Consider the following 18,585-nt stretch of genomic DNA (forward strand, 5'->3'; position numbering starts at 1 on the left):
CGCGCTGGTTGGCCTTGCCACCGGCTGTCCCGGACAATGGCGGGGCTCCCACCCCGCGGTCGAAAGGTCTTCATGGACACCGAGAAGCGCCCCGTCCTGACCGGGCTCGTCGCCCTGGTCGGCGTCGCCGTGGTCATCGGGCTCCTGGGCGGGCTCGCCGTGATGGTGGGCGTCAAGGCCACCGGCATCGGCGGCACGTCGAGCGGGAGCTCCGCCGAGGAGGCGCCTGCCACCTTCAACCTCCCCCGGCCGAGCGACACCGGCAGCACGGAGCCCGCGCCCGAGGAGCCGGCCGAGCCGACCGAGGGGGAGACGTCGGAGGCGCCGGCCGAGGCCATCTCGCTGACCACCGGCCAGCAGTCGGTGAGCCCGATGCAGCAGATCGACCTGACCGGGACCTACCAGGCCGGCGAGGGCGCGATCCTGCAGGTGCAGCGCTTCGAGGACGGGGCGTGGGTCGACTTCCCGGTGACCGTGTCGGTCGGCGGCGGCACCTTCGCGACGTACGTCCTGACCGGCCGCACCGGGCCCAACCAGTTCCGCGTCGTCGACACCGACTCAGACGTCGTGTCCAACGAGGTCACCGTCACCGTCGGCTGACGGCGGACTCGCGTCGTTCTCCACGCGTGGTCCGCGACGTCACCCCGACACGCTACGGGGCCGCGCGAGCGGTGCGTGAGACAGGTTCCTGGGCAATAGAAGGTGTCTCACTCACCGCCCGCCGCGCGAGACCCGGACCGGCGGTGCGGCCGGGCGTCAGGCGCTCAGGGGATCCAGTCGAAGGTGTCCGGGTTCGGGCCCGTACGCCCTTCCTCGCCGCGGTCGAGGTCGTCGATCGCGGACATGTGGGTCGGCTCGAGCTCGAAGTCGAAGATCTCGAAGTTCTGGCGCATCCGGTCGGGGTTCATCGACTTCGGGAAGACGATGTCGCCGCGCTGCACGTGCCAGCGCAGGGTCACCTGGGCGGGCGTGCGCCCGACGAGCGAGGCGATCTCGCCGATCGTGTCGTCGTCCATCACCTTGCCCTTGGCGATGGGCGACCACGCCTCGGTCAGCACGCCGTGGCGCTGGTTGGCCGCGCGCACGTCCTCGTTGGTGAAGAACGGGTGCACCTCGACCTGGTTGACGGCCGGCACCACACCGGTCTCCTCGACGATCCGGTCGAGGTGGGCGGGCTGGAAGTTCGAGACGCCGATGGAGCGGGTCTTGCCGGCCTCCTGCGCCTCGATGAGCGCGCGCCAGGTCTGCACGAAGTCACCGTCGTACTGGGTGGGCAGCGGCCAGTGGATGAGGAAGAGGTCCACCTGGTCGAGGCCGAGCCTCTCGAGCGAGGCGTCGATCTCGCGGCGCGCGTCGTCGGGCCGGTGGAAGGAGTTGTTGAGCTTGGTCGTGACGTAGAGCTCGTCGCGGGCCAGGCCGGAGGTCCTGATCGCCTCGCCGACACCCGCCTCGTTGCCGTACATCTGGGCGGTGTCGATGTGGCGGTAGCCCGCCTCGAAGGCCTGGACCACCGTGGCGGCGGTGTCCTCGGGCGGGACCTGGAAGACGCCGAAGCCGAGCTGGGGGATGGACGTGCCGTCGGGGAGCGCGATGTTCGGAACAGTCATGCAGGTTCCTACAGCGACGGGGCGCGAGGTATTCCGCACGACCACCCCGAGGTGGTCGTCATAGGCTCGCCCGGTGACCCACGAGACCCATGTCCCGCCCGCGCCGATCGACCTCCCCGGGGCAGGTGACTGGCTCGGCTGGGTCGCCGCGCGCTGCGAGGGCCAGCTCGACGAGGCGCGACGGCTGGTCGAGCAGGTCAAGGCCGCCTCGGGGGCGGCGGACGTGCTGGGAGCCTGGAACGCCGCCGAGACCGCGCTCGGCAACGCCGGGTCCGTCGCGCTGTGGGCCGAGGTCCACCCCGACGCCGCGGTCCGCGACCGCGCCGACGAGCTGGGCCAGGTGGTGCAGAGGTACGTCACCGAGCTGGGCCTGGACCGCGACCTGTACGCCGTCCTCGCCGACCTCGCCGACCTCGCCGCCACGCCGGAGGCAGAGGCCCTCGACGCCGACGCCCGCCGGGTGCTCGACCACACGCTGCGCGACTTCCGCCGCGCCGGCGTCGACCGCGACGAGGCCACCCGCGAGCGGCTGCGCGAGCTGAGCGAGCGCAGCGTGCTGCTCTCGCAGGACTTCGGCCGCCACATCCGCGACGACGTGCGCTCGGTGCGGCTGGCGCCCGAGCAGCTCGCCGGCCTGCCCGACGACTACCGCACCGCTCACCCCGCGGACGACGACGGGCTGGTCACGATCACCACCGACTACCCCGACCTGGTGCCGTTCATGACCTTCGGCGCGGACGGCGCGGCCCGCCGCGAGCTGTCGCTGGCGGCCAACAACGTGGCCTGGCCGGTGAACGACCAGGTGCTCCAGGACCTGCTCGCGGTGCGGCGCGAGACCGCCACCCTGCTCGGCCACGACTCGTGGCCCGACTACGACACCGAGGTCAAGATGATCGGCTCGGGCCGGGCCGTCGCCGACTTCATCGACCGCATCAGCGACGCAGCGCATCAGCGCGCGGGCCGTGAGCTCGGGGTGCTGCTGGAGCGCAAGCGCCAGGACGAGCCCGACGCCGAGACGGTGGAGACCTACGACTCGCGCTACTACTCCGAGCTCGTGCGTCGCGAGCAGTACGACGTCGACGGCCAGGTCGTGCGCACCTACTTCCCCTTCGACCAGGTCCGCCAGGGCCTCCTCGACGTCACCGGCCGGCTCTTCGGCCTCGACTGGACCCCTGTCCCGCAGGCCGAGGCCGGCACGTGGCACGAGGATGTCGCGAGCTACGACGTCGGGCTCGACGGCGTACGGATCGGGCGCATCCACCTCGACCTCCACCCCCGCGAGGGCAAGTTCAAGCACGCCGCCCAGTTCGACATGGTCACCGGCATCGCCGGCCGGCAGCTGCCCGAGGGCGTGCTGGTCTGCAACTTCAGCAGCGGCCTGATGGAGCACGACGAGGTGGTGACGCTCTTCCACGAGTTCGGCCACCTCGTGCACCACGTGCTCGGCGGGCAGGGCGCGTGGGCGCGCTTCTCCGGCGTCGCCACCGAGTGGGACTTCGTCGAGGCGCCGAGCCAGATGCTGGAGGAGTGGGCCTGGGACGCAGGTGTCCTGGCCACCTTCGCCCGCAACGGGGCCGGCGAGACGATCCCGGCCGAGCTGGTCGCGGCGATGCGCCGTGCCGACCACTTCGGCAAGGGCACCCACGCCGCGCAGCAGATGGCGTACGCCGCCCGGTCCTACTTCTTCCACGCCGGCCCTCACGACGACCTCACGGCCTACGGCGACGAGCTCCAGCGCCGCTACTCGGTCTTCCCGCCGCTGCAGGGGGCGCACATGCACTGCGCCTTCGGCCACCTCGACGGCTACTCCTCGGGCTACTACACCTACATGTGGTCGCTGGTGATCGCGAAGGACCTCTTCAGCGCCTTCGACGAGGCAGACCTCTTCGCCCCCGACGTGGCGCACGCCTACCGCGACAAGGTCCTGGCGATGGGCGGGCGTCGCGACGCTGCCGACCTGGTCGAGGACTTCCTCGGCCGGCCCTACTCCTTCGACGCCTGGGAGGCCTGGCTGGCGGAGTGACGTCGGGGGTGGGTCCGCCTCAGTTGCGCAGCACCTCGGGTCGGGTGGGGTCGAGGTCGGCGATCCGCTCGGCCACCGCGGTGCCGAACTCCTCGTGGCCATCCTCGGTGAGGTGGAGCCGGTCGGCGAGGTAGTCGAGCTCGAGGTCGCTCGTGACGACGTAGGGGACGCCGAAGGCCTCGGACAGGTCCGCGAGCAGCTCGTCGACCCGCGGCACCATGGCGGCGCGGGAGGGAGCGGCGGCAGGACCCACGACGACGACCGGGTGCCCGGCGAGGTCGGCCATCAGGTGGCGGAAGCCGCGCTCGATCGCCGCCGCCGGCTGGTCGACGTCGTTGAGGCCACCCTCGACGACCACGAGCTGCGGGCGGGTGTCGAGTGCGGCGGAGGCACGGTCGGCGAAGGACACGCGACCGCACCCGCTGGCGCCGGCGCTGAAGCCGGACCCGGAGAAGCCCGCCACGTGCACCTCGCCGGGCAGCTCCGCGGCCCAGGAGCGGGCCGGGTCGTCCTGGCCGAGGCCGACCGACCAGGAGTCGCCGATGACCAGGACCGGCTCGCCGTCCCCGGTGACGATGGCGGCGCGCTCGCGCGCGTCGGCGCGGTGCTGCTGGCAGCGGCCCATGCCGGCGCCGGCGCGGTCGGCGACGTAGAACGCCATCAGGGCAGCGAGCAGCACGGCGATGGCTGAGGCGCCGACGACCCGGCGCAGGTTCCCCCGATGCAGCACAGGAGAAGTCTGCGGCCTCGAGCCGTGATCGCGAAGCGGAAACGACCCTTGACCTCCCCTGATCCGGGCCCGGGACGTGCCGGAAACCGGGAGCGGCGGCGGTCGGTGGCCACCTAGGCTGCCCGCCATGGCGAGCGACGGCCTCCTGGCGGCGTACGACGAGCAGCTGCGCACCGACGCCGAGATGGTCGGCGCCCACGAGGTCGTCGAGGACGGCCCGTTGCTGTGGGCGGTCTTCGACCACGGCGGCTTCGTGTCCTACCGCGACCTCGGTGGGCTCGAGGGAGCAGCGCTCGACGAGGCCATCGCCCGCACGGTCGCGCACTTTCGCGACGACACCGACGTCTCCTCCTTCGAGTGGAAGTCGCGCGGCCACGACCTGCCCGCCGAACTCGGCGAGCGTCTCCTCGCCCACGGCCTGGTCGCGGAGCCGGTCGAGACCGTGATGATCGGCGAGGCCGCGAGGCTCGCGGTCGACGTGCCGCTCGACGACACCCCGGCCGGCCCCGTCGTCGTACGCCGCATCGAGCCCGGCGCCGACGCGGTCGACGACCTGACCCGCATGCTCGCCGCGCAGGAGTCGGTCTTCGGTGGTGGGAGGGGCCCGTCCGTCGCCTCGGCGCTGGCCGAGCTGGAGGGTGGGGCGTCGGAGTTCTGGATCGCCGAGGTCGGCGACCGGGTGGTGTGCGCGGGCCGGCTGACGCCGGTCGAGGGCACGGAGTTCGCGGGGATCTGGGGCGGGTCGACGCTCCCGGAGCTACGCGGGCGGGGGATCTACCGCGCGCTCGTCGCCGCGCGTGCCCGCTCCGCGACCGAGCGCGGCGCGCGCCTGATCCACTCCGACTGCACCGACATGTCGCGCCCGATCCTCGAGCGTGCGGGCCTGCGCGCGGTCACCACCACGACGCCGTACGTCTGGACCCGCTGAGCGGTCGGAAATTCATCGGCGGATCGGGGAACATCCGGCGCCGTCCTGCGTTGAGACCTATGAACAGAGTTGAGTGAGATCGACTCAAGTGTTTTGCCAGTCCGGCCGCAGTTGGGCAGGATGGCTCTCATCCGCAGGATCCAACGCAGGAGGTAAACCCCCATGGCTCGAGCCGTCGGCATCGACCTCGGCACGACGAACTCCGTCGTGGCCGTCCTCGAAGGTGGAGAACCCACCGTCATCGCCAACGCCGAAGGCGCCCGGACCACCCCGTCCGTCGTGGCCTTCACCAAGTCCGGCGAGGTGCTCGTCGGAGAGGTCGCCAAGCGTCAAGCGGTCACCAACGTCGACCGCACCATCCGGTCCGTCAAGCGCCACATGGGCGAGGACTGGAAGGTCGACATCGACGACAAGACCTTCACCCCCCAGCAGATCAGCGCGTTCGTGCTGCAGAAGCTCAAGCGCGACGCCGAGGCCTACCTCGGCGAGACCGTGACCGACGCGGTCATCACCGTGCCGGCGTACTTCTCCGACGCGCAGCGCCAGGCCACGAAGGAGGCGGGCGAGATCGCCGGCCTCAACGTGAGCCGCATCGTCAACGAGCCCACCGCCGCGGCGCTGGCCTACGGCCTCGACAAGGGCGAGGACCAGACGATCCTCGTCTTCGACCTCGGTGGCGGCACCTTCGACGTGTCCCTCCTCGAGATCGGCGAGGGCGTGGTCGAGGTCAAGGCCACCTCCGGTGACAACCACCTCGGTGGCGACGACTGGGACAACCGCGTCGTGGAGTGGATGGTCAAGAAGTTCAAGGACTCCAACGGCGTCGACCTCGCGGCCGACAAGATCGCCAAGCAGCGACTCCAGGAGGCCGCGGAGAAGGCGAAGATCGAGCTGTCCTCCTCGAGCGAGACCACGGTCCACCTGCCCTACATCACCCATGGCGAGTCCGGCCCGCTCCACTTCGAGGAGAAGCTGACCCGCAGCGAGTTCCAGAAGCTCACCGCCGACCTGCTCGAGCGCACCAAGGCGCCGTTCAAGAACGTGCTGAAGGACGGCGGCGTCGCGGTCGACAAGATCGACCACGTCGTGCTCGTCGGCGGCTCCACCCGCATGCCCGCCGTCACCGAGGTCGTCACCGAGCTCCTCGGCGGCAAGCAGCCCAACAAGGGCGTCAACCCCGACGAGGTCGTCGCCGTCGGCGCCGCGCTCCAGGCCGGCGTCCTCAAGGGCGAGGTCAAGGACGTGCTCCTGCTCGACGTGACCCCGCTGTCGCTGGGCATCGAGACCAAGGGCGGCGTGATGACCACCCTCATCGAGCGCAACACCACCATCCCGACCAAGCGCTCGGAGATCTTCACCACCGCCGACGACAACCAGCCGTCGGTGGAGATCAAGGTCGCGCAGGGCGAGCGCCAGATGTGGTCGCAGAACCAGCCCCTCGGCAACTTCGAGCTGACCGGCCTTCCGCCGGCCCCGCGCGGCGTGCCGAAGATCGAGGTCACCTTCGACATCGACGCCAACGGCATCGTGCACGTCTCGGCCAAGGACCAGGCGTCCGGCCGTGAGCAGTCGATGACGATCTCCGGCGGCTCCGCGCTCGGCAAGGACGAGATCGACCGCATGGTCAAGGAGGCCGAGCAGTACGCCGAGGAGGACGCCAAGCGTCGCGAGGCCGTCGAGGCCCGCAACCAGGGCGACCAGCTCGTCTACACGACTGAGAAGTTCCTCACCGACAACGGCGAGAAGCTGCCCGACGACGTGAAGACCGAGGTCCAGGCCGACGTCGACGCGCTCAAGGCCGAGCTGGCCCGCGAGGACGCCTCGTCCGAGGAGATCACCGCGGCCGTCACGAAGCTCAACGAGTCCAGCCAGAAGATGGGCGCGGCGATGTACGCCGCCGCGGAGGCCGACCAGGCCGCCGCGGGTGGTGCCACCGGCGCGACGGGCGAGTCCGACGACGACGTCGTGGACGCCGAGATCGTCGACGAGACCACCGACGAGTCCTCCGAGGGTGAGTCCAAGTGACCGAGCCCGGCAGCGCATCGTTCGGTGACGCGGCCGGCGAGATGGCCAACGAGACCGAGGTCGAGGCGCCCCAGGAGGGTGCCTCGGCCTCGGCCGGCCAGCCGGACCCAGCGTCCGACACCACGTCCGACACCACGTCCGACACCACGTCCGACACGGCCGGCGACACCACGACGGACCCCGGTGCCGACGACAGCACCAGCGGTGTCGACAACTGGCTCGAGGAGGGCGGGCCGCTGGAGCCGCAGGACCTCGACGACGACGGCGTCTCGGCCTCGGCCGAGGTCCAGCTCGCCGAGCGCACGGCCGACCTGCAGCGCCTCCAGGCGGAGTACGCCAACTACCGCAAGCGCGTCGACCGCGACCGCCAGCTGATCGCCGAGAACGCGACCTACCGCGTCCTCGCACCGATCATCGAGGTGCTCGACACGATCGACCGCGCGCGCGAGCACGGCGACGTCGACGGTGGCTTCAAGGCCGTCGCCGACCAGCTCGAGGGGGTCGTGGCCAACCTCGGCCTGACCCGCTTCGGTGCGCCCGGCGACCCGTTCGACCCCAATCTCCACGAGGCGCTCAGCCACCTGGGCACCGACCCGGAGGTCAGTGTCGCGACGTGCAAGCACATCGCCAAGGCGGGCTACAAGATCGGCGACCGGGTGGTGCGAGCCGCCCAGGTCCTGGTGGTCGACCCTGTCGACGGCTGAGCCCGCACCCGCCGGCGACGACACGATGACGGAGAGGAGGTTCACCCGTGGCTGACAACGAAGGGTTCCGCAACGACTGGGCGACCAAGGACTTCTACAAGGTCCTCGGCATCCAGAAGGACGCGTCGTCCGCCGACGTCAAGAAGGCCTACCGCAAGCTGGCCCGGGAGAACCACCCCGACTCCAACCCCGGCGACGACGCCAAGCACGAGAAGTTCAAGGCGGTCGCCGAGGCGTACGACGTCGTGGGTGACGAGGCCAAGCGCGCCAAGTACGACGAGTTCCGCTCGCTGCAGGCACGCGGCGGCTTCGGCCCCGGCATGGGCGGCGGCGGCTTCGGCGGCGGCGGTGGAGGCGGGTTCAGCATGGACGACCTGCTGCGCGACCGTGGGTCGGGCGGGCTGGGCGACATGTTCGGCGACCTCTTCGGAGGCGGCCAGCGCACGCGTACGCACCAGCAGCCGCGGGCGCGGCGCGGCGCGGACGTCGAGAGCACCGCGACGATCGGCTTCACCGACGCCCTCGGCGGGGTGACGGTCTCGCTGCGGCTCACCTCCGACAGCGCCTGCGCCACCTGTCAGGGCACCGGCGGCAAGCCGGGAACCCGGCCGCACATCTGCCCTGAGTGCGAGGGCGCGGGCTTCGTGGTCGCCGGCACGGGAGGGGCGTTCTCGATCAACGAGACGTGCCCGGCCTGTGGCGGGCGTCAGCTCGTCTACGACGAGGCGTGCCCCACGTGCCACGGCAGCGGTCGCGGCACCTCGGCCCGCACGATCCAGGCCCGCATCCCGGCCGGCGTCAAGGACGGCGCCCGGATCCGCCTCAAGGGCAAGGGCGCACCGGGGGAGAACGGCGGACCGTCCGGCGACCTCTTCGTCACGGTGAAGGTGACCCCGCACCGCGTCTTCGGGCGCACGGGTGACAACCTCACCCTCGACGTCCCGGTCTCCTTCGACGAGGCGGCGCTGGGCGGCGAGGTGAAGATCCCGACGCTGGGCGGCGCACCGGTCACCCTGCGTCTCCCCCCCGGCACGCCCAACGGGCGCACCTTCCGCGTCCGCGGCAAGGGTGCAACCCGCCGCGACGGGACCAAGGGCGACCTGCTGGCCACCGTCGAGGTGTGCGTCCCGTCGTCGCTCGACGACGCCGCGCGGGAGGCCGTCGAGGCCTACCGCACGGCCATGGCCGGCAAGCCGCTGCGCGCAGGACTCTTCGACGCATGAACTCACCCCAGATGAGCGTCCCGTTCGGCTCGCCCCCGCCCGACGCCGCCGTCTACGTCATCAGCGTGGCGGCGGAGCTGACCGGCCTGCACCCGCAGACGCTGCGGGCCTACGAGCGGATGGGCCTGATCGCACCGGGGCGCACCGGGGGTGGCGGTCGCCGTTACTCCCACCGCGACCTCGAGCGGCTGCGCGAGATCGCCGACCTCACCAGCGCCGGCATCGGCATCGAGGGTGTACGCCGGATCATGGAGCTGGAGAACCAGCTCGACGCGCTGCGCGCCCGCAACGAGGAGCTCCTCGCCGAGCTCGACGCCGTACGCCGCGGGATGACCGCGCGCGCCGCGATGCAGGCCCCGGCCAACAAGCTGCCGGTCCTGCACCAGTCCGTCGGCCAGTCGGTCGTGGTCTGGCGCCGGCCGCGCTGAACCCGCGCGACGCGCTGCACCGGTCCTCGGCGTCGCCGCGGACCGGTGCAGGCGTCGGGGTCAGTGGATCGTGATCTGCCCCTTGGTGAGCTGGCCGCCCAGGCTGAGGACCACCGTGCCCCTGGCGTCCTTCACCTTGATGACGAGCTTGTCCTTCTTGCCCTTCCTGCGGTGGTCGGTCGCCTCGGCCGAGAAGGTGTAGCCCTTCTTGCCGTTCCACCTGCCGGTGCCGGACCAGGTCGCGGTCCTCCCCGACACGGCCAGGCTGCTCACGGTCGTGCCCTTGAACCTGTCTCCGTGGACCCGCACCGTGATCTTCCCGCGGTAGCCGGCGCCGCTCGACTTGGCCACGAAGCCGAACCGCGCCTTGTCGCGGCCCTCGTCGAGCCAGCCGCCGCCGGTCACCTTCAGCGCGTCGGCCGGGGGCGGGGGCGTCGTGGCGGTCACGGTGATCGAACGCGTCGCCGTGGTGCTCCCGCCGTCGTCGTCGGTCACCGTCACGCTGATCGTGGGGGTCCCCGCTGCCGTGTAGGTGTGGCTGCCGGTGCAGGTCCCGCCGGTCATGGTGCCGGCACCGGACGTCCCGTCGCCCCACGCGATCGAGCAGGTGCGCGTGTCGTTGCTGCCGGCGTCGGTGGTCGTCGCGGAGAGCGACACCGCGGTGCCCGTCGGCGTCGTGGTCCCGGCTGCGGGTGCCGTGATGCTCACGCCGGGTGCCGCGTTGGTCACCGTCAGGACGAGGGTGTCGCTGACCTTCGGGTTGACCCCGTCGTCACCGGTCAGCTCGAGGGTCCAGGTGCCGTCGTCGGTGCATCGCACCGTCGTGTCGACGGCGCCAGGGTCGGCGAAGGTGCACGAGGCCCCCGCGTCGACATTCGCTCCTGCCGTCGCCTTCCACGTCGTGGTCACCGGCTCGGTGTCACCCACCGTCGCGTCCAGGGCGATGGGGCTGCCCTCGACGCCCGTCCTGTCGGTGCCTGCGTCCACGTCGGGCGCGGGGTTGGTGACGGTCAGGGTCGCCGTGTCGGACACCGGAGGGTTGGTGCCGTCGTCGGCGGTGAGGGTGAGCGTCCAGGTGCCTGCGCTGGTGCAGGACACGGTGGTGTCCACGGCGTTGGGGTTGGCGAAGGTGCAGGTCGCGCCGGTCGGCACGCCGCTGAGCGGGGTCGCCGTCCACTTCGTCGTCACCGGTTCGGTGTCGGTCACCGTGCCGTCCAGGCTGATCGCCGTCGAGTTCGCGCCCGACCGGTCCGCTCCGGCGTCGACCAGCGGTGCGGGGTTGGTGAGGGTCAGCACCGCCGTGTCGGAGACGGGCGGGTTGGTGCCGTCGTCGGCGGTGAGGGTGAGCGTCCAGGTGCCTGCGCTGGTGCAGGACACGGTGGTGTCGACGGCGTTGGGGTTGGCGAAGGTGCAGGTCGCGCCGGTCGGCACGCCGCTGAGCGGGGTCGCCGTCCACTTCGTCGTCACCGGTTCGGTGTCGGTCACCGTGCCGTCCAGGGTCACCTCGGAGCGGTTCGGGCCCGAACGGTCGGGCCCGGCGTCGACGACCGGCGGCGGGTTCGTGCTCGTCACCCGGATCGTCACGGTGCGCGGGACAGCGCCGAGCCCCTTGTCGTCAGCCGCCAGCAGCGTGACGTTGTGGTCGCCGACCGCGTTCGGGGTCCACGAGAAGGTGCCGCTCGCTGGGTTTCCCGGGGTCGGGGCGAAGGTGGCTCCGCCCGGCAGGCCGATCGCAGAGGGCGTGACGACGTCTCCTGCGTCCGGGTCGCTCGCGGCCACGGTGAAGCTGAAGGGCGTGCCCAGCACGGCGTTCAGCACGGCGCCGTTGGCCGGCGTGGGACTGGTGAAGACCGGCTGGGCGTTCGTGGAGTTGGACCCCAGCCTGATGAAGAAGTCCACTGCAGCCCTGCTGACCACGACACCACCGACGACGTTCTCGATCATCACCTGGGTGCTGTAGAACGTGCTGCCCGACGTGGCGAGGTCAGCCCCGCGCGTGTCCCACGTGTAGAGGCCGGTCGTCGCGGCGATCGTCGCTCCGGCCGGCTGGGTGAACGCGCCCGCGCTGCCCCCTGCCTCCAGGTCGGTGGCGAGACGCCACTTCATCGGCTGGCTGTCCGGGTCGCTGGCGGGGACGCTGAAGGTGCAGGTCGACTCCACGGGGCAGTCGACGATGGGAGGCACGAGACCGACGGGGCTCGCGGACGTCTTGCTCAGGTCGACCAGCGTCTCGTAGCGGATCTCGCCGTCGCCGTTGTTCATGTGACCGTCGGAGGACGAGAGCCGGCAGCAGTCCGAGGAGGACGCCACGTAGGACCCGGCTGCGGCGTAGGTGTGGACCGCGTGTCCCTCCGCGGTCACGACGTCGTTGACGGGGTCGACGGTCACCGCGGTCATCTCCACGACGACGGCCTCACCGTCCCCGGTGTCGATGTACTGGGAGGTGACCACGTCGCCGGGCGCGAAGGTGCAGGGGTCGATGTAGAAGGAGCACCGCCACGAGCCGGTGAGGTGGAACTCGACCTGGTTGGCGGCGCCGCCGGCGTGCCAGGTGAGCTGGTTCGCCCGGTAGTGGCTCGCTGCTGCGGGTGTGGCAGCGAGCACCACGGCGATCATCGAGCCGATCAGGGCGAGGATCGCCACGACCGCGCTGCGCGCGGCCGGCTTCTTCGGAGTGTTCATGGACACCTTCTCGGGGGACCGCGCCGCGTCGGCGCGGGATTCCGAGAATGTGGGCGCGCGCTCGGACCGCTCGGACACGGGCCTCGATATCCCCAACTTTGGTAGCCACCCGAGGCGGCGAGTGAGGCGTTGTCGGTGGCACCGCCTAGGGTCGGGGCGTGAGCGAACGATGAGCAAGATGGACAACCTGCGGGCCATGCGCGAGGCCAAGTACGCCGAGTCCCAGAAGCGAGCGGCGGCTGCGCCGGCGCGACCGAAGGCGGCTGTGGCGCCCCCAGCGACGGCGAGGAAGGCTGTCCCGGCGACCGAGCCAGTGGCGGCCGACGAGCTGTGCGGCCACCGCAACATGAGCGGCCGCACCTGCACGCGCGAGCAGGGCCACGCGGCCAAGAGCCACCGCTACTCCTGAGCCGTCTCAGGCGCTGAGCGCCTCCTCCGGCACGCCGGTCGGGTCGGGGCTCGCCGCGGAGCTCGGCGACCTGCGAGACGAGCAGCTCCCACACCTCGTCGGCCACCCGCCGCACGGTCGCTTCGTCGGGCACCTCCCCGTCGGCCACGCCCGCGGCGCCGGGCGAGCGCTCAGGTCGGCCAGTGCCCGGGGCGCATCAGCCCGGGAGGCAGCTTCGTCGTGCCGTCGCCTGTCGCGGCGTTGACCTGCGGCTGGGTGAGGAAGAGCGCACCGGACAGGTCGCACCCGCGTACGTCGGCGTCGCGGAGGTCGCAGCCGAGCAGGTCGGCCTCGTCGAGGTCGGCGTCGCGCAGGTCCGCGCGGATCAGCACGGAGGCGCGGAGGGTCCATCCGCGGTGGTCGCCCTCGAGGCGCCGGCCGGCCAGGTCCCGGCGCGACAGGTCGCCGGCGTCGGGCCACCGGCGGCGTACGCGCGCGCCGGCGTCGGCGAGCAGGCGTCCGACCCGGTCGTGGAGGACGTCGATGTCGAGCTGCAGGAGGGTGTCGGGGTCGGCCGCGGTGAGCTGCTCGATCTCTGCGCTCGCGGCGCGTGAGTCCTCGTCCGGCGAGCGGCGCTCCACCTCGAGGAGGTGCACGAGCATCTCGTGCAGCTGCCGCATCACCGACAGGACGGCCGCCATCTCGGGCAGGTTGTCCTGGTCGCGCCAGGAGACCCCGGCGTAGGTGATCTGCGAGACCTGCTGGCCGGCACCGAAGCACTCGAAGACCGTGCAGCCCGGCCACCCCTTCTCGCGCAGCGAGTCGTGGATGCCGCAGCGGTCGTCGTCGAGCAGGTTGAGGCAGGCGCGCCCGCTGGGCTTGTCGACACCGAAGCCGGACGAGGCCGAGAAGGGCAGCAGCACGCAGCAGAGCCCGAAGCAGGAGGCGCAGTCAGATCTCAAGCCGGGTGTCGCCACCCGGGGATCGTGTCACGCAGGTGGTGAGGACCTGCGTCAGGCTCCGTACCAGCCGCGTTGGATCGCGAAGGCGTTGACGAAGAGCAGCGCGACGAACAGGACCGCGATGAACCGGTTGTCGAAGATCAGCTTGCTCATAGCATCCAGCATGCCCGCTTGTTCGCGGAATCAAACAGGTGAAAGGTAAAGATTGCTCGGGGAGGTCTCGATACCGCGCCTCGTTCCTCGGCGGCCACTCGACCGGCGATGGGTGGCTGGACCCCTAGGCTGACGCCGTGAGCGCGCTGCTGGTGGCTGGGACGACGTCGGACGCCGGAAAGACGATCGTCACGACCGCCCTGTGCCGGGCGTACGCGCGTCGCGGTGTGAGGGTGGCGCCCTTCAAGGCGCAGAACATGTCGAACAACTCGATGGTGTGCGCCACCCCCGACGGCCGTGGCGTCGAGATCGGCCGCGCGCAGTGGATCCAGGCGGTCGCGGCGGGAGCCGAGCCCGAGGCGGCGATGAACCCGGTGCTCCTCAAGCCCGGCGGCGACCGGCGCAGCCACGTCGTGGTGATGGGGCGTCCCGGCGGCTCGATCGACTCCAAGGACTTCGTCGGCGGACGCACCCACCTGCGCGATGCGGCGTACTCCGCCTTCGACGACCTCTCCTCCCGCTGGGACCTGGTCGTGGCGGAGGGCGCGGGCAGCCCGGCGGAGATCAACCTGCGGGCGGGCGACTACGTCAACATGGGGCTGGCGCAGCACGGCGCGATCCCCACCGTGGTGGTCGGCGACATCGACCGCGGTGGCGTCTTCGCGGCGATGTTCGGCACGCTGGCGCTGCTGGACGCCGCGGACCAGGCGCTGGTCGCGGGCTTCGTGGTCAACAAGTTCCGCGGCGACGTCGACCTGCTGCGCCCGGGACTGGACGAGCTCCGCGAGCTGACCGGCCGGGAGGTGTACGGCGTGCTGCCGTGGCACCCGGACCTGTGGCTCGACTCCGAGGACGCGCTCGACCTGAGCGGTCGGCGGGCGAGCCAGGGGGAGGCGCGGCTGCGGGTGGCCGTCGTACGCCTCCCGCGGATCTCGAACTTCACCGACGTCGACGCGCTGGGCATCGAGCCAAGCGTCGACGTGGTCTTCGCCTCGGACCCGCGGGCGCTCGCCGGTGCCGACCTCGTCGTGCTTCCCGGCACTCGCGCGACCCTGGAGGACCTGGCCTGGCTCCGCTCGCGCGGGCTCGACCGGGCCGTGCTCGACCACGCCGCAGCGGGCAAGCCGGTGCTGGGGATCTGCGGCGGCTTCCAGATGCTGGGCCGGAGGATCCTCGACCCGGCCGGTGTCGAGGGGGTGGCCGGTGCCGACGTGGCGGGGCTGGGGCTGCTCGACGTGACCACGACCTTCAAGGCCGACAAGGTGCTGCGGCTGCCGGTCGGGTCGGCGCTGGGGGCCGACGCCCACGGCTACGAGATCCACCACGGCCGGACCACCCGGCACGGCGGCGAGGAGTTCCTGGGCGGAGCGCGCGCGGGTGCCGTCCTCGGCACGATGTGGCACGGCAGCCTGGAGGGTGACCACCTGCGCCGCGCGCTCCTCACCGAGGTCGCCGCGGCGGCCGGCGTGGCGTACGAGCCCTCCGACGTGAGCTTCGCCGAGCAGCGCGAGCGACGGCTGGACCTGCTCGGCGACCTCGCCGAGGAGCACCTCGACCTCGACGCACTGCTCGCTCTGGCGCGTGAGGGTGCGTCGGCCGGTATGCCGGCGCTGGAGCCGGGGGCATCACGATGACGGTGCTCCTGCTGGGCGGGACGAGCGAGGCGCGCGAGCTGGCGGTGCTCCTGGACGAGGCAGGCGTGGACTTCGTGTCGTCGCTGGCCGGGCGGGTCGAGCGGCCGCGACTGCCGGTCGGTGAGGTGCGGATGGGCGGCTTCGGCGGGGTCGAGGGGCTGCGCGCGTGGCTCGCCGAGCGCGGCGCCACGGCGGTCGTGGACGCGACGCACCCCTTCGCGGAGGGGATGTCAGCCAACGCCGTCGCGGCCTGCGCCGCGTCGGGTGTGCCGCTGCTCCGGCTGGCCCGGCCGGGATGGGGCGACGCCCCGGGCGCTGACGCGTGGCGCTGGGTGGACGACCACGCTTCGGCGGCGACGCTGGCTGCGTCGCTGGGTCGGCGCCCGTTGCTGACGGTGGGGCGCCAGCCGCTCGGCCACTTCGTCGGGCCACTGGCCGGCCACCGGGCCGTGGTGCGCGTCGTCGACCCGCCCGAGATCGAGGTGCCGGCGCCGTGGCTGGTGATGCTGGACCGGGGGCCCTACGACCTCTCCGGTGAGCTCGAGCTCCTCGCCGGGCACGCGATAGACGTGCTCGTCACCAAGGACTCCGGCGGCTCCTACACGTGGCCGAAGATGGCGGCCGCCGATCAGCTCGGCGTGCCGGTCGTGGTCGTGCGACGACGTGCGGAGGTGGACGGCGTGGAGACCGTCCCGGACGCGGCTGCGGCGCTGGCCTGGGTCGTGTCGTCCTCGGCCGTATCGTGAGGGCATGTCGACCCCGGGCCTGACCCCCGCCTCTCCGCTCAAGCTGAAGTTCCCGCAGTCGCTCGCGGTCTACGACGACTACGCCAAGGCGCAGAAGAGCGTGGACTTCCTCGCCGACGCGGACTTCCCCGTCAGCCAGCTGATGATCGTGGGCACCGACCTCAAGCGCATCGAGCGCGTCACCGGGCGGCTGACCTGGTCGAAAGTCGCGGTCGGCGGCATCCTGTCCGGGCTGTGGTTCGGTATCTTCATCGGACTGGTCTTCGCGCTCTTCACCGAGGAGAACCTCTGGCAGGTGCTCCTCAGCACCGCCTTCATCGGCGCGACCTTCGGGCTCGTCTGGGCGCTCATCGGCTACGCCTTCACCCGCGGGCAGCGCGACTTCTCCTCCATCACCCAGGTGGTGGCGACGAAGTACGAGGTGCTCGTCGAGCACAAGGACGCCGCCCGGGCGCGCGAGCTGCTGGCCGGGCTGCCGGGGGCGCTGCCGGACCCCTTCGCCTGAGCCGCTGCCCGTCGGGACGCAGACACGCAGACATTGGTCGTTGCGGCGCCACCCGCTGAGCGTGCCGCGTCCGGCCTGACCGGACCAATGTCTGCGCGTCTACGACCGAGCGGAACGCCACGCGATGAGCACGGCCGCGACGACGGCGCCGGTGCCGACCGCGTCGGCCAGGCGTACCGCCCGCTCGATGTCCGCGCGGTCCGGCGGTGGACCGTCGCCGAGGACCACGCGGTCCTCGGCGCCGTGGGCGTAGTGGTTGCGCCCTCCGAGGCGCACGCCGAGCGCGCCGGCGAAGGCGGCCTCGACGACGCCCGCGTTGGGGCTGGGGTGGCGGCGGGCGTCCCGACGCCAGGCGCGGAGCGCGGCTGACGGACGGCCGCCGACCGTGGGGGCGAGGGCCGCGGCGAGCAGACCGCTGAGCCTGGCGCCGGGCAGGTTGAGCAGGTCGTCGAAGCGCGCCGAGGCCCAGCCGAAGCGGCCGTAGCGCTCGCCGCGGTGGCCGACCATCGCGTCGAGGGTGTTGGCCGCGCGGTAGCCGAGCAGACCGGGGACGCCGAGGCACGCGCCCCAGACGAGCGGGGCGACGACGGCGTCGGAGGTGTTCTCCGCGACCGACTCGACGACGGCGCGGCTGACCTCTGCCTCGTCGAGGATCGAGGTGTCGCGGCCGACGAGGTGGGTGAGGCGCCGGCGCGCGCCGGGCAGGTCGTCGTCAGCGAGCAGGTCGTGGACGGCTCGTGCCTCGCTGGCCAGCGACGTGCCGCCGAGCACGGTCCACGTCGCGGCGGCGGTGAGGAGCGTGTGGGCGACGGGGTGGTTCCTCGTCCGCAGCTCCAGGCCGAGACCGCCCCCCGCGGCGGTCCCGGCCAGGAGGGTCAGGTGGAGCAGGCCGCGCGCCCGCGAGTCGGCGTACGTGCGCCTCTCGAGGGCGGCAGCGGCGCTGCCGAAGATCGCCACGGGGTGCCAGCGGCGCGGGTCGCCGAGGCGCCTGTCGGCGAGGTGGCCGAGGAGTATTCCGAGCGCCCGGCTCACCCCGACCGACATGTCAGAGCGTGGCGGCGAAGGCGCGCTGCGCCGCGGCCGCCTCCTGCCGGCGCCACGTGCGGTCGACCAGGACCGTCAGGACGGCGCCGATCACCGCCCACATCGCCAGCAGGGTCAGCAGCGACGAGATGCGGAAGTCCCACAGGACGCTCGCCGGGAAGCCGCCCAGCTCGTCGACCTCGGGAAAGAAGAGCGCGGCAACGGCGACCACGACGACGTACGCAGCGGCGCCGGCGACGATGCCCGGCACCCCGCTCCACCGGTGGGCCGCCCGCCGAGCGACCGCGACGGCGGCCAGCACGCCGAGCACCGAGACCGCGACGAAGCCGAACCACAGCGCGGTGCGGCTGTCGATGGTCTCGCCGGAGCCGACGGCGGGTGGGGTGGCGGGGTACTTCAGGAAGGGCACGACGCTGAACGACACCGCCCCGAGCAGCGCCACGAGCGCAGTGCTCGCGGCGGGCCGGAGGCTGCCGAGACGGCCGAGGCCGACCGCGGACAGCAGGCCGGTCAGGCCGCCGAGCACGATGCCGATGGCGAGGGTGCCCGTGGCGAGGCCGAGCGTCGACTGGGTGGTGCGGGAGATCGCCGCGTCGTCGTGGGAGTGGGAGTGCGAGGCCGCCCCGGAAGTGGTGACGTCGTCCTCGTGGTGGTGGTCGGCAGTGGCGCCTGCGGACTCGAGCGCGATGGCACGGTCGACCTGCGGCTCCCCGACGGTGTACGCCACGACGAACGCAGCGACACCGGCGAGGAGACCGGCGAGGAGACCGTGCACCAGGAAGGTGCGGGTGGTCATCGGTGGG

17 protein-coding genes are annotated in these 18,585 nt (G+C 72.2%); 11 read left to right on the forward strand and 6 right to left on the reverse strand.

All coding sequences use genetic code 11. The features are described from left to right. Window positions 1-72 precede the first annotated feature (72 nt). A complete protein-coding gene (locus tag K4G59_RS09050) occupies window positions 73-600 on the forward strand; it encodes a hypothetical protein (RefSeq protein WP_231250632.1) in 528 nt (175 codons plus the stop codon). Window positions 601-764: 164 nt separating this feature from the next. Here K4G59_RS09050 and K4G59_RS09055 read toward each other — a convergent pair whose 3' ends face one another. Continuing rightward, on the reverse strand, window positions 765-1,607 hold the full coding sequence (locus K4G59_RS09055; protein ID WP_231250633.1) for an aldo/keto reductase: 843 nt from the start codon (window positions 1,605-1,607) through the stop codon (window positions 765-767). A gap of 73 nt (window positions 1,608-1,680) precedes the next feature. On the opposite strand from K4G59_RS09055, the gene K4G59_RS09060 reads away from it, so the two are divergent. Beyond that, window positions 1,681-3,630: a M3 family metallopeptidase gene (locus K4G59_RS09060; RefSeq protein WP_231250634.1), complete on the forward strand. Its 1,950-nt coding sequence runs from the start codon at window positions 1,681-1,683 to the stop codon at window positions 3,628-3,630. Between the two features lie 19 nt (window positions 3,631-3,649). Here K4G59_RS09060 and K4G59_RS09065 read toward each other — a convergent pair whose 3' ends face one another. Continuing rightward, window positions 3,650-4,360 carry an SGNH/GDSL hydrolase family protein gene (locus K4G59_RS09065; protein WP_231250635.1) on the reverse strand — a complete coding sequence of 237 codons (711 nt, stop codon included), beginning with the start codon at window positions 4,358-4,360 and terminating at the stop codon, window positions 3,650-3,652. A 127-nt stretch (window positions 4,361-4,487) separates the two neighbouring features. Between K4G59_RS09065 and K4G59_RS09070 the strand changes: the two genes are divergently transcribed. The 5 genes from K4G59_RS09070 to K4G59_RS09090 all read left to right on the forward strand — a co-directional run bounded on the left by K4G59_RS09070 (window position 4,488) and on the right by K4G59_RS09090 (window position 9,668). After that, window positions 4,488-5,288, forward strand: a complete 801-nt coding sequence (locus K4G59_RS09070; protein WP_231250636.1) for a GNAT family N-acetyltransferase — start codon at window positions 4,488-4,490, stop codon at window positions 5,286-5,288. Between the two features lie 162 nt (window positions 5,289-5,450). Beyond that, window positions 5,451-7,313, forward strand: a complete 1,863-nt coding sequence (dnaK, locus tag K4G59_RS09075; protein ID WP_231250637.1) for a molecular chaperone DnaK — start codon at window positions 5,451-5,453, stop codon at window positions 7,311-7,313. Beyond that, window positions 7,310-8,017, forward strand: coding sequence for a nucleotide exchange factor GrpE (gene grpE, locus K4G59_RS09080; protein WP_231250638.1), 708 nt, complete (start codon window positions 7,310-7,312; stop codon window positions 8,015-8,017). The genes dnaK and grpE overlap by 4 nt, the downstream gene beginning before the upstream one ends. A 47-nt stretch (window positions 8,018-8,064) precedes the next feature. Beyond that, window positions 8,065-9,240: a molecular chaperone DnaJ gene (gene dnaJ, locus K4G59_RS09085; protein WP_231250639.1), complete on the forward strand. Its 1,176-nt coding sequence runs from the start codon at window positions 8,065-8,067 to the stop codon at window positions 9,238-9,240. Beyond that, complete coding sequence (locus tag K4G59_RS09090) at window positions 9,237-9,668, forward strand: heat shock protein transcriptional repressor HspR (protein ID WP_231250640.1); 432 nt, start codon at window positions 9,237-9,239, stop codon at window positions 9,666-9,668. The genes dnaJ and K4G59_RS09090 overlap by 4 nt, the downstream gene beginning before the upstream one ends. Window positions 9,669-9,728: 60 nt before the next feature. Here the strand turns inward: K4G59_RS09090 and K4G59_RS09095 are convergent, their stop codons facing one another. Beyond that, window positions 9,729-12,350: a PKD domain-containing protein gene (locus K4G59_RS09095; RefSeq protein WP_231250641.1), complete on the reverse strand. Its 2,622-nt coding sequence runs from the start codon at window positions 12,348-12,350 to the stop codon at window positions 9,729-9,731. Between the two features lie 169 nt (window positions 12,351-12,519). Here K4G59_RS09095 and K4G59_RS09100 point away from each other — a divergent pair, with 169 nt between their 5' ends. Further along, a complete protein-coding gene (locus K4G59_RS09100; protein ID WP_231250642.1) occupies window positions 12,520-12,759 on the forward strand; it encodes a hypothetical protein in 240 nt (79 codons plus the stop codon). A 170-nt stretch (window positions 12,760-12,929) separates the two neighbouring features. On the opposite strand, the gene K4G59_RS09105 is transcribed toward K4G59_RS09100, so the two are convergent. Beyond that, window positions 12,930-13,661 (reverse strand): pentapeptide repeat-containing protein, encoded by a 732-nt coding sequence (locus K4G59_RS09105; RefSeq protein ID WP_231250643.1) that lies wholly within the window; start codon window positions 13,659-13,661, stop codon window positions 12,930-12,932. A gap of 329 nt (window positions 13,662-13,990) precedes the next feature. On the opposite strand from K4G59_RS09105, the gene K4G59_RS09110 reads away from it, so the two are divergent. From K4G59_RS09110 to K4G59_RS09120, 3 genes are read left to right on the forward strand one after another with little or no spacing between them, the layout of a single operon-like run. Continuing rightward, a complete protein-coding gene (locus tag K4G59_RS09110) occupies window positions 13,991-15,487 on the forward strand; it encodes a cobyric acid synthase (RefSeq protein WP_231250644.1) in 1,497 nt (498 codons plus the stop codon). Beyond that, window positions 15,484-16,233 (forward strand): cobalt-precorrin-6A reductase, encoded by a 750-nt coding sequence (locus K4G59_RS09115; RefSeq protein WP_231250645.1) that lies wholly within the window; start codon window positions 15,484-15,486, stop codon window positions 16,231-16,233. The genes K4G59_RS09110 and K4G59_RS09115 overlap by 4 nt, the downstream gene beginning before the upstream one ends. Window positions 16,234-16,237: 4 nt before the next feature. Beyond that, window positions 16,238-16,738 (forward strand): YflT domain-containing protein, encoded by a 501-nt coding sequence (locus K4G59_RS09120; protein ID WP_231250646.1) that lies wholly within the window; start codon window positions 16,238-16,240, stop codon window positions 16,736-16,738. A 99-nt stretch (window positions 16,739-16,837) separates the two neighbouring features. Here the strand turns inward: K4G59_RS09120 and K4G59_RS09125 are convergent, their stop codons facing one another. Next, window positions 16,838-17,782 carry a cobalamin biosynthesis protein gene (locus tag K4G59_RS09125; RefSeq protein WP_231250647.1) on the reverse strand — a complete coding sequence of 315 codons (945 nt, stop codon included), beginning with the start codon at window positions 17,780-17,782 and terminating at the stop codon, window positions 16,838-16,840. Between the two features lies 1 nt (window position 17,783). Further along, entirely contained in the window at window positions 17,784-18,578 is a 795-nt protein-coding gene (locus tag K4G59_RS09130) for a CbtA family protein (protein ID WP_231250648.1), read from the reverse strand. Window positions 18,579-18,585 lie beyond the last annotated feature (7 nt).

It is taken from the genome of Nocardioides furvisabuli (genome assembly GCF_021083185.1).
Classification (GTDB): Bacteria; Actinomycetota; Actinomycetes; order Propionibacteriales; family Nocardioidaceae; genus Nocardioides; species Nocardioides furvisabuli.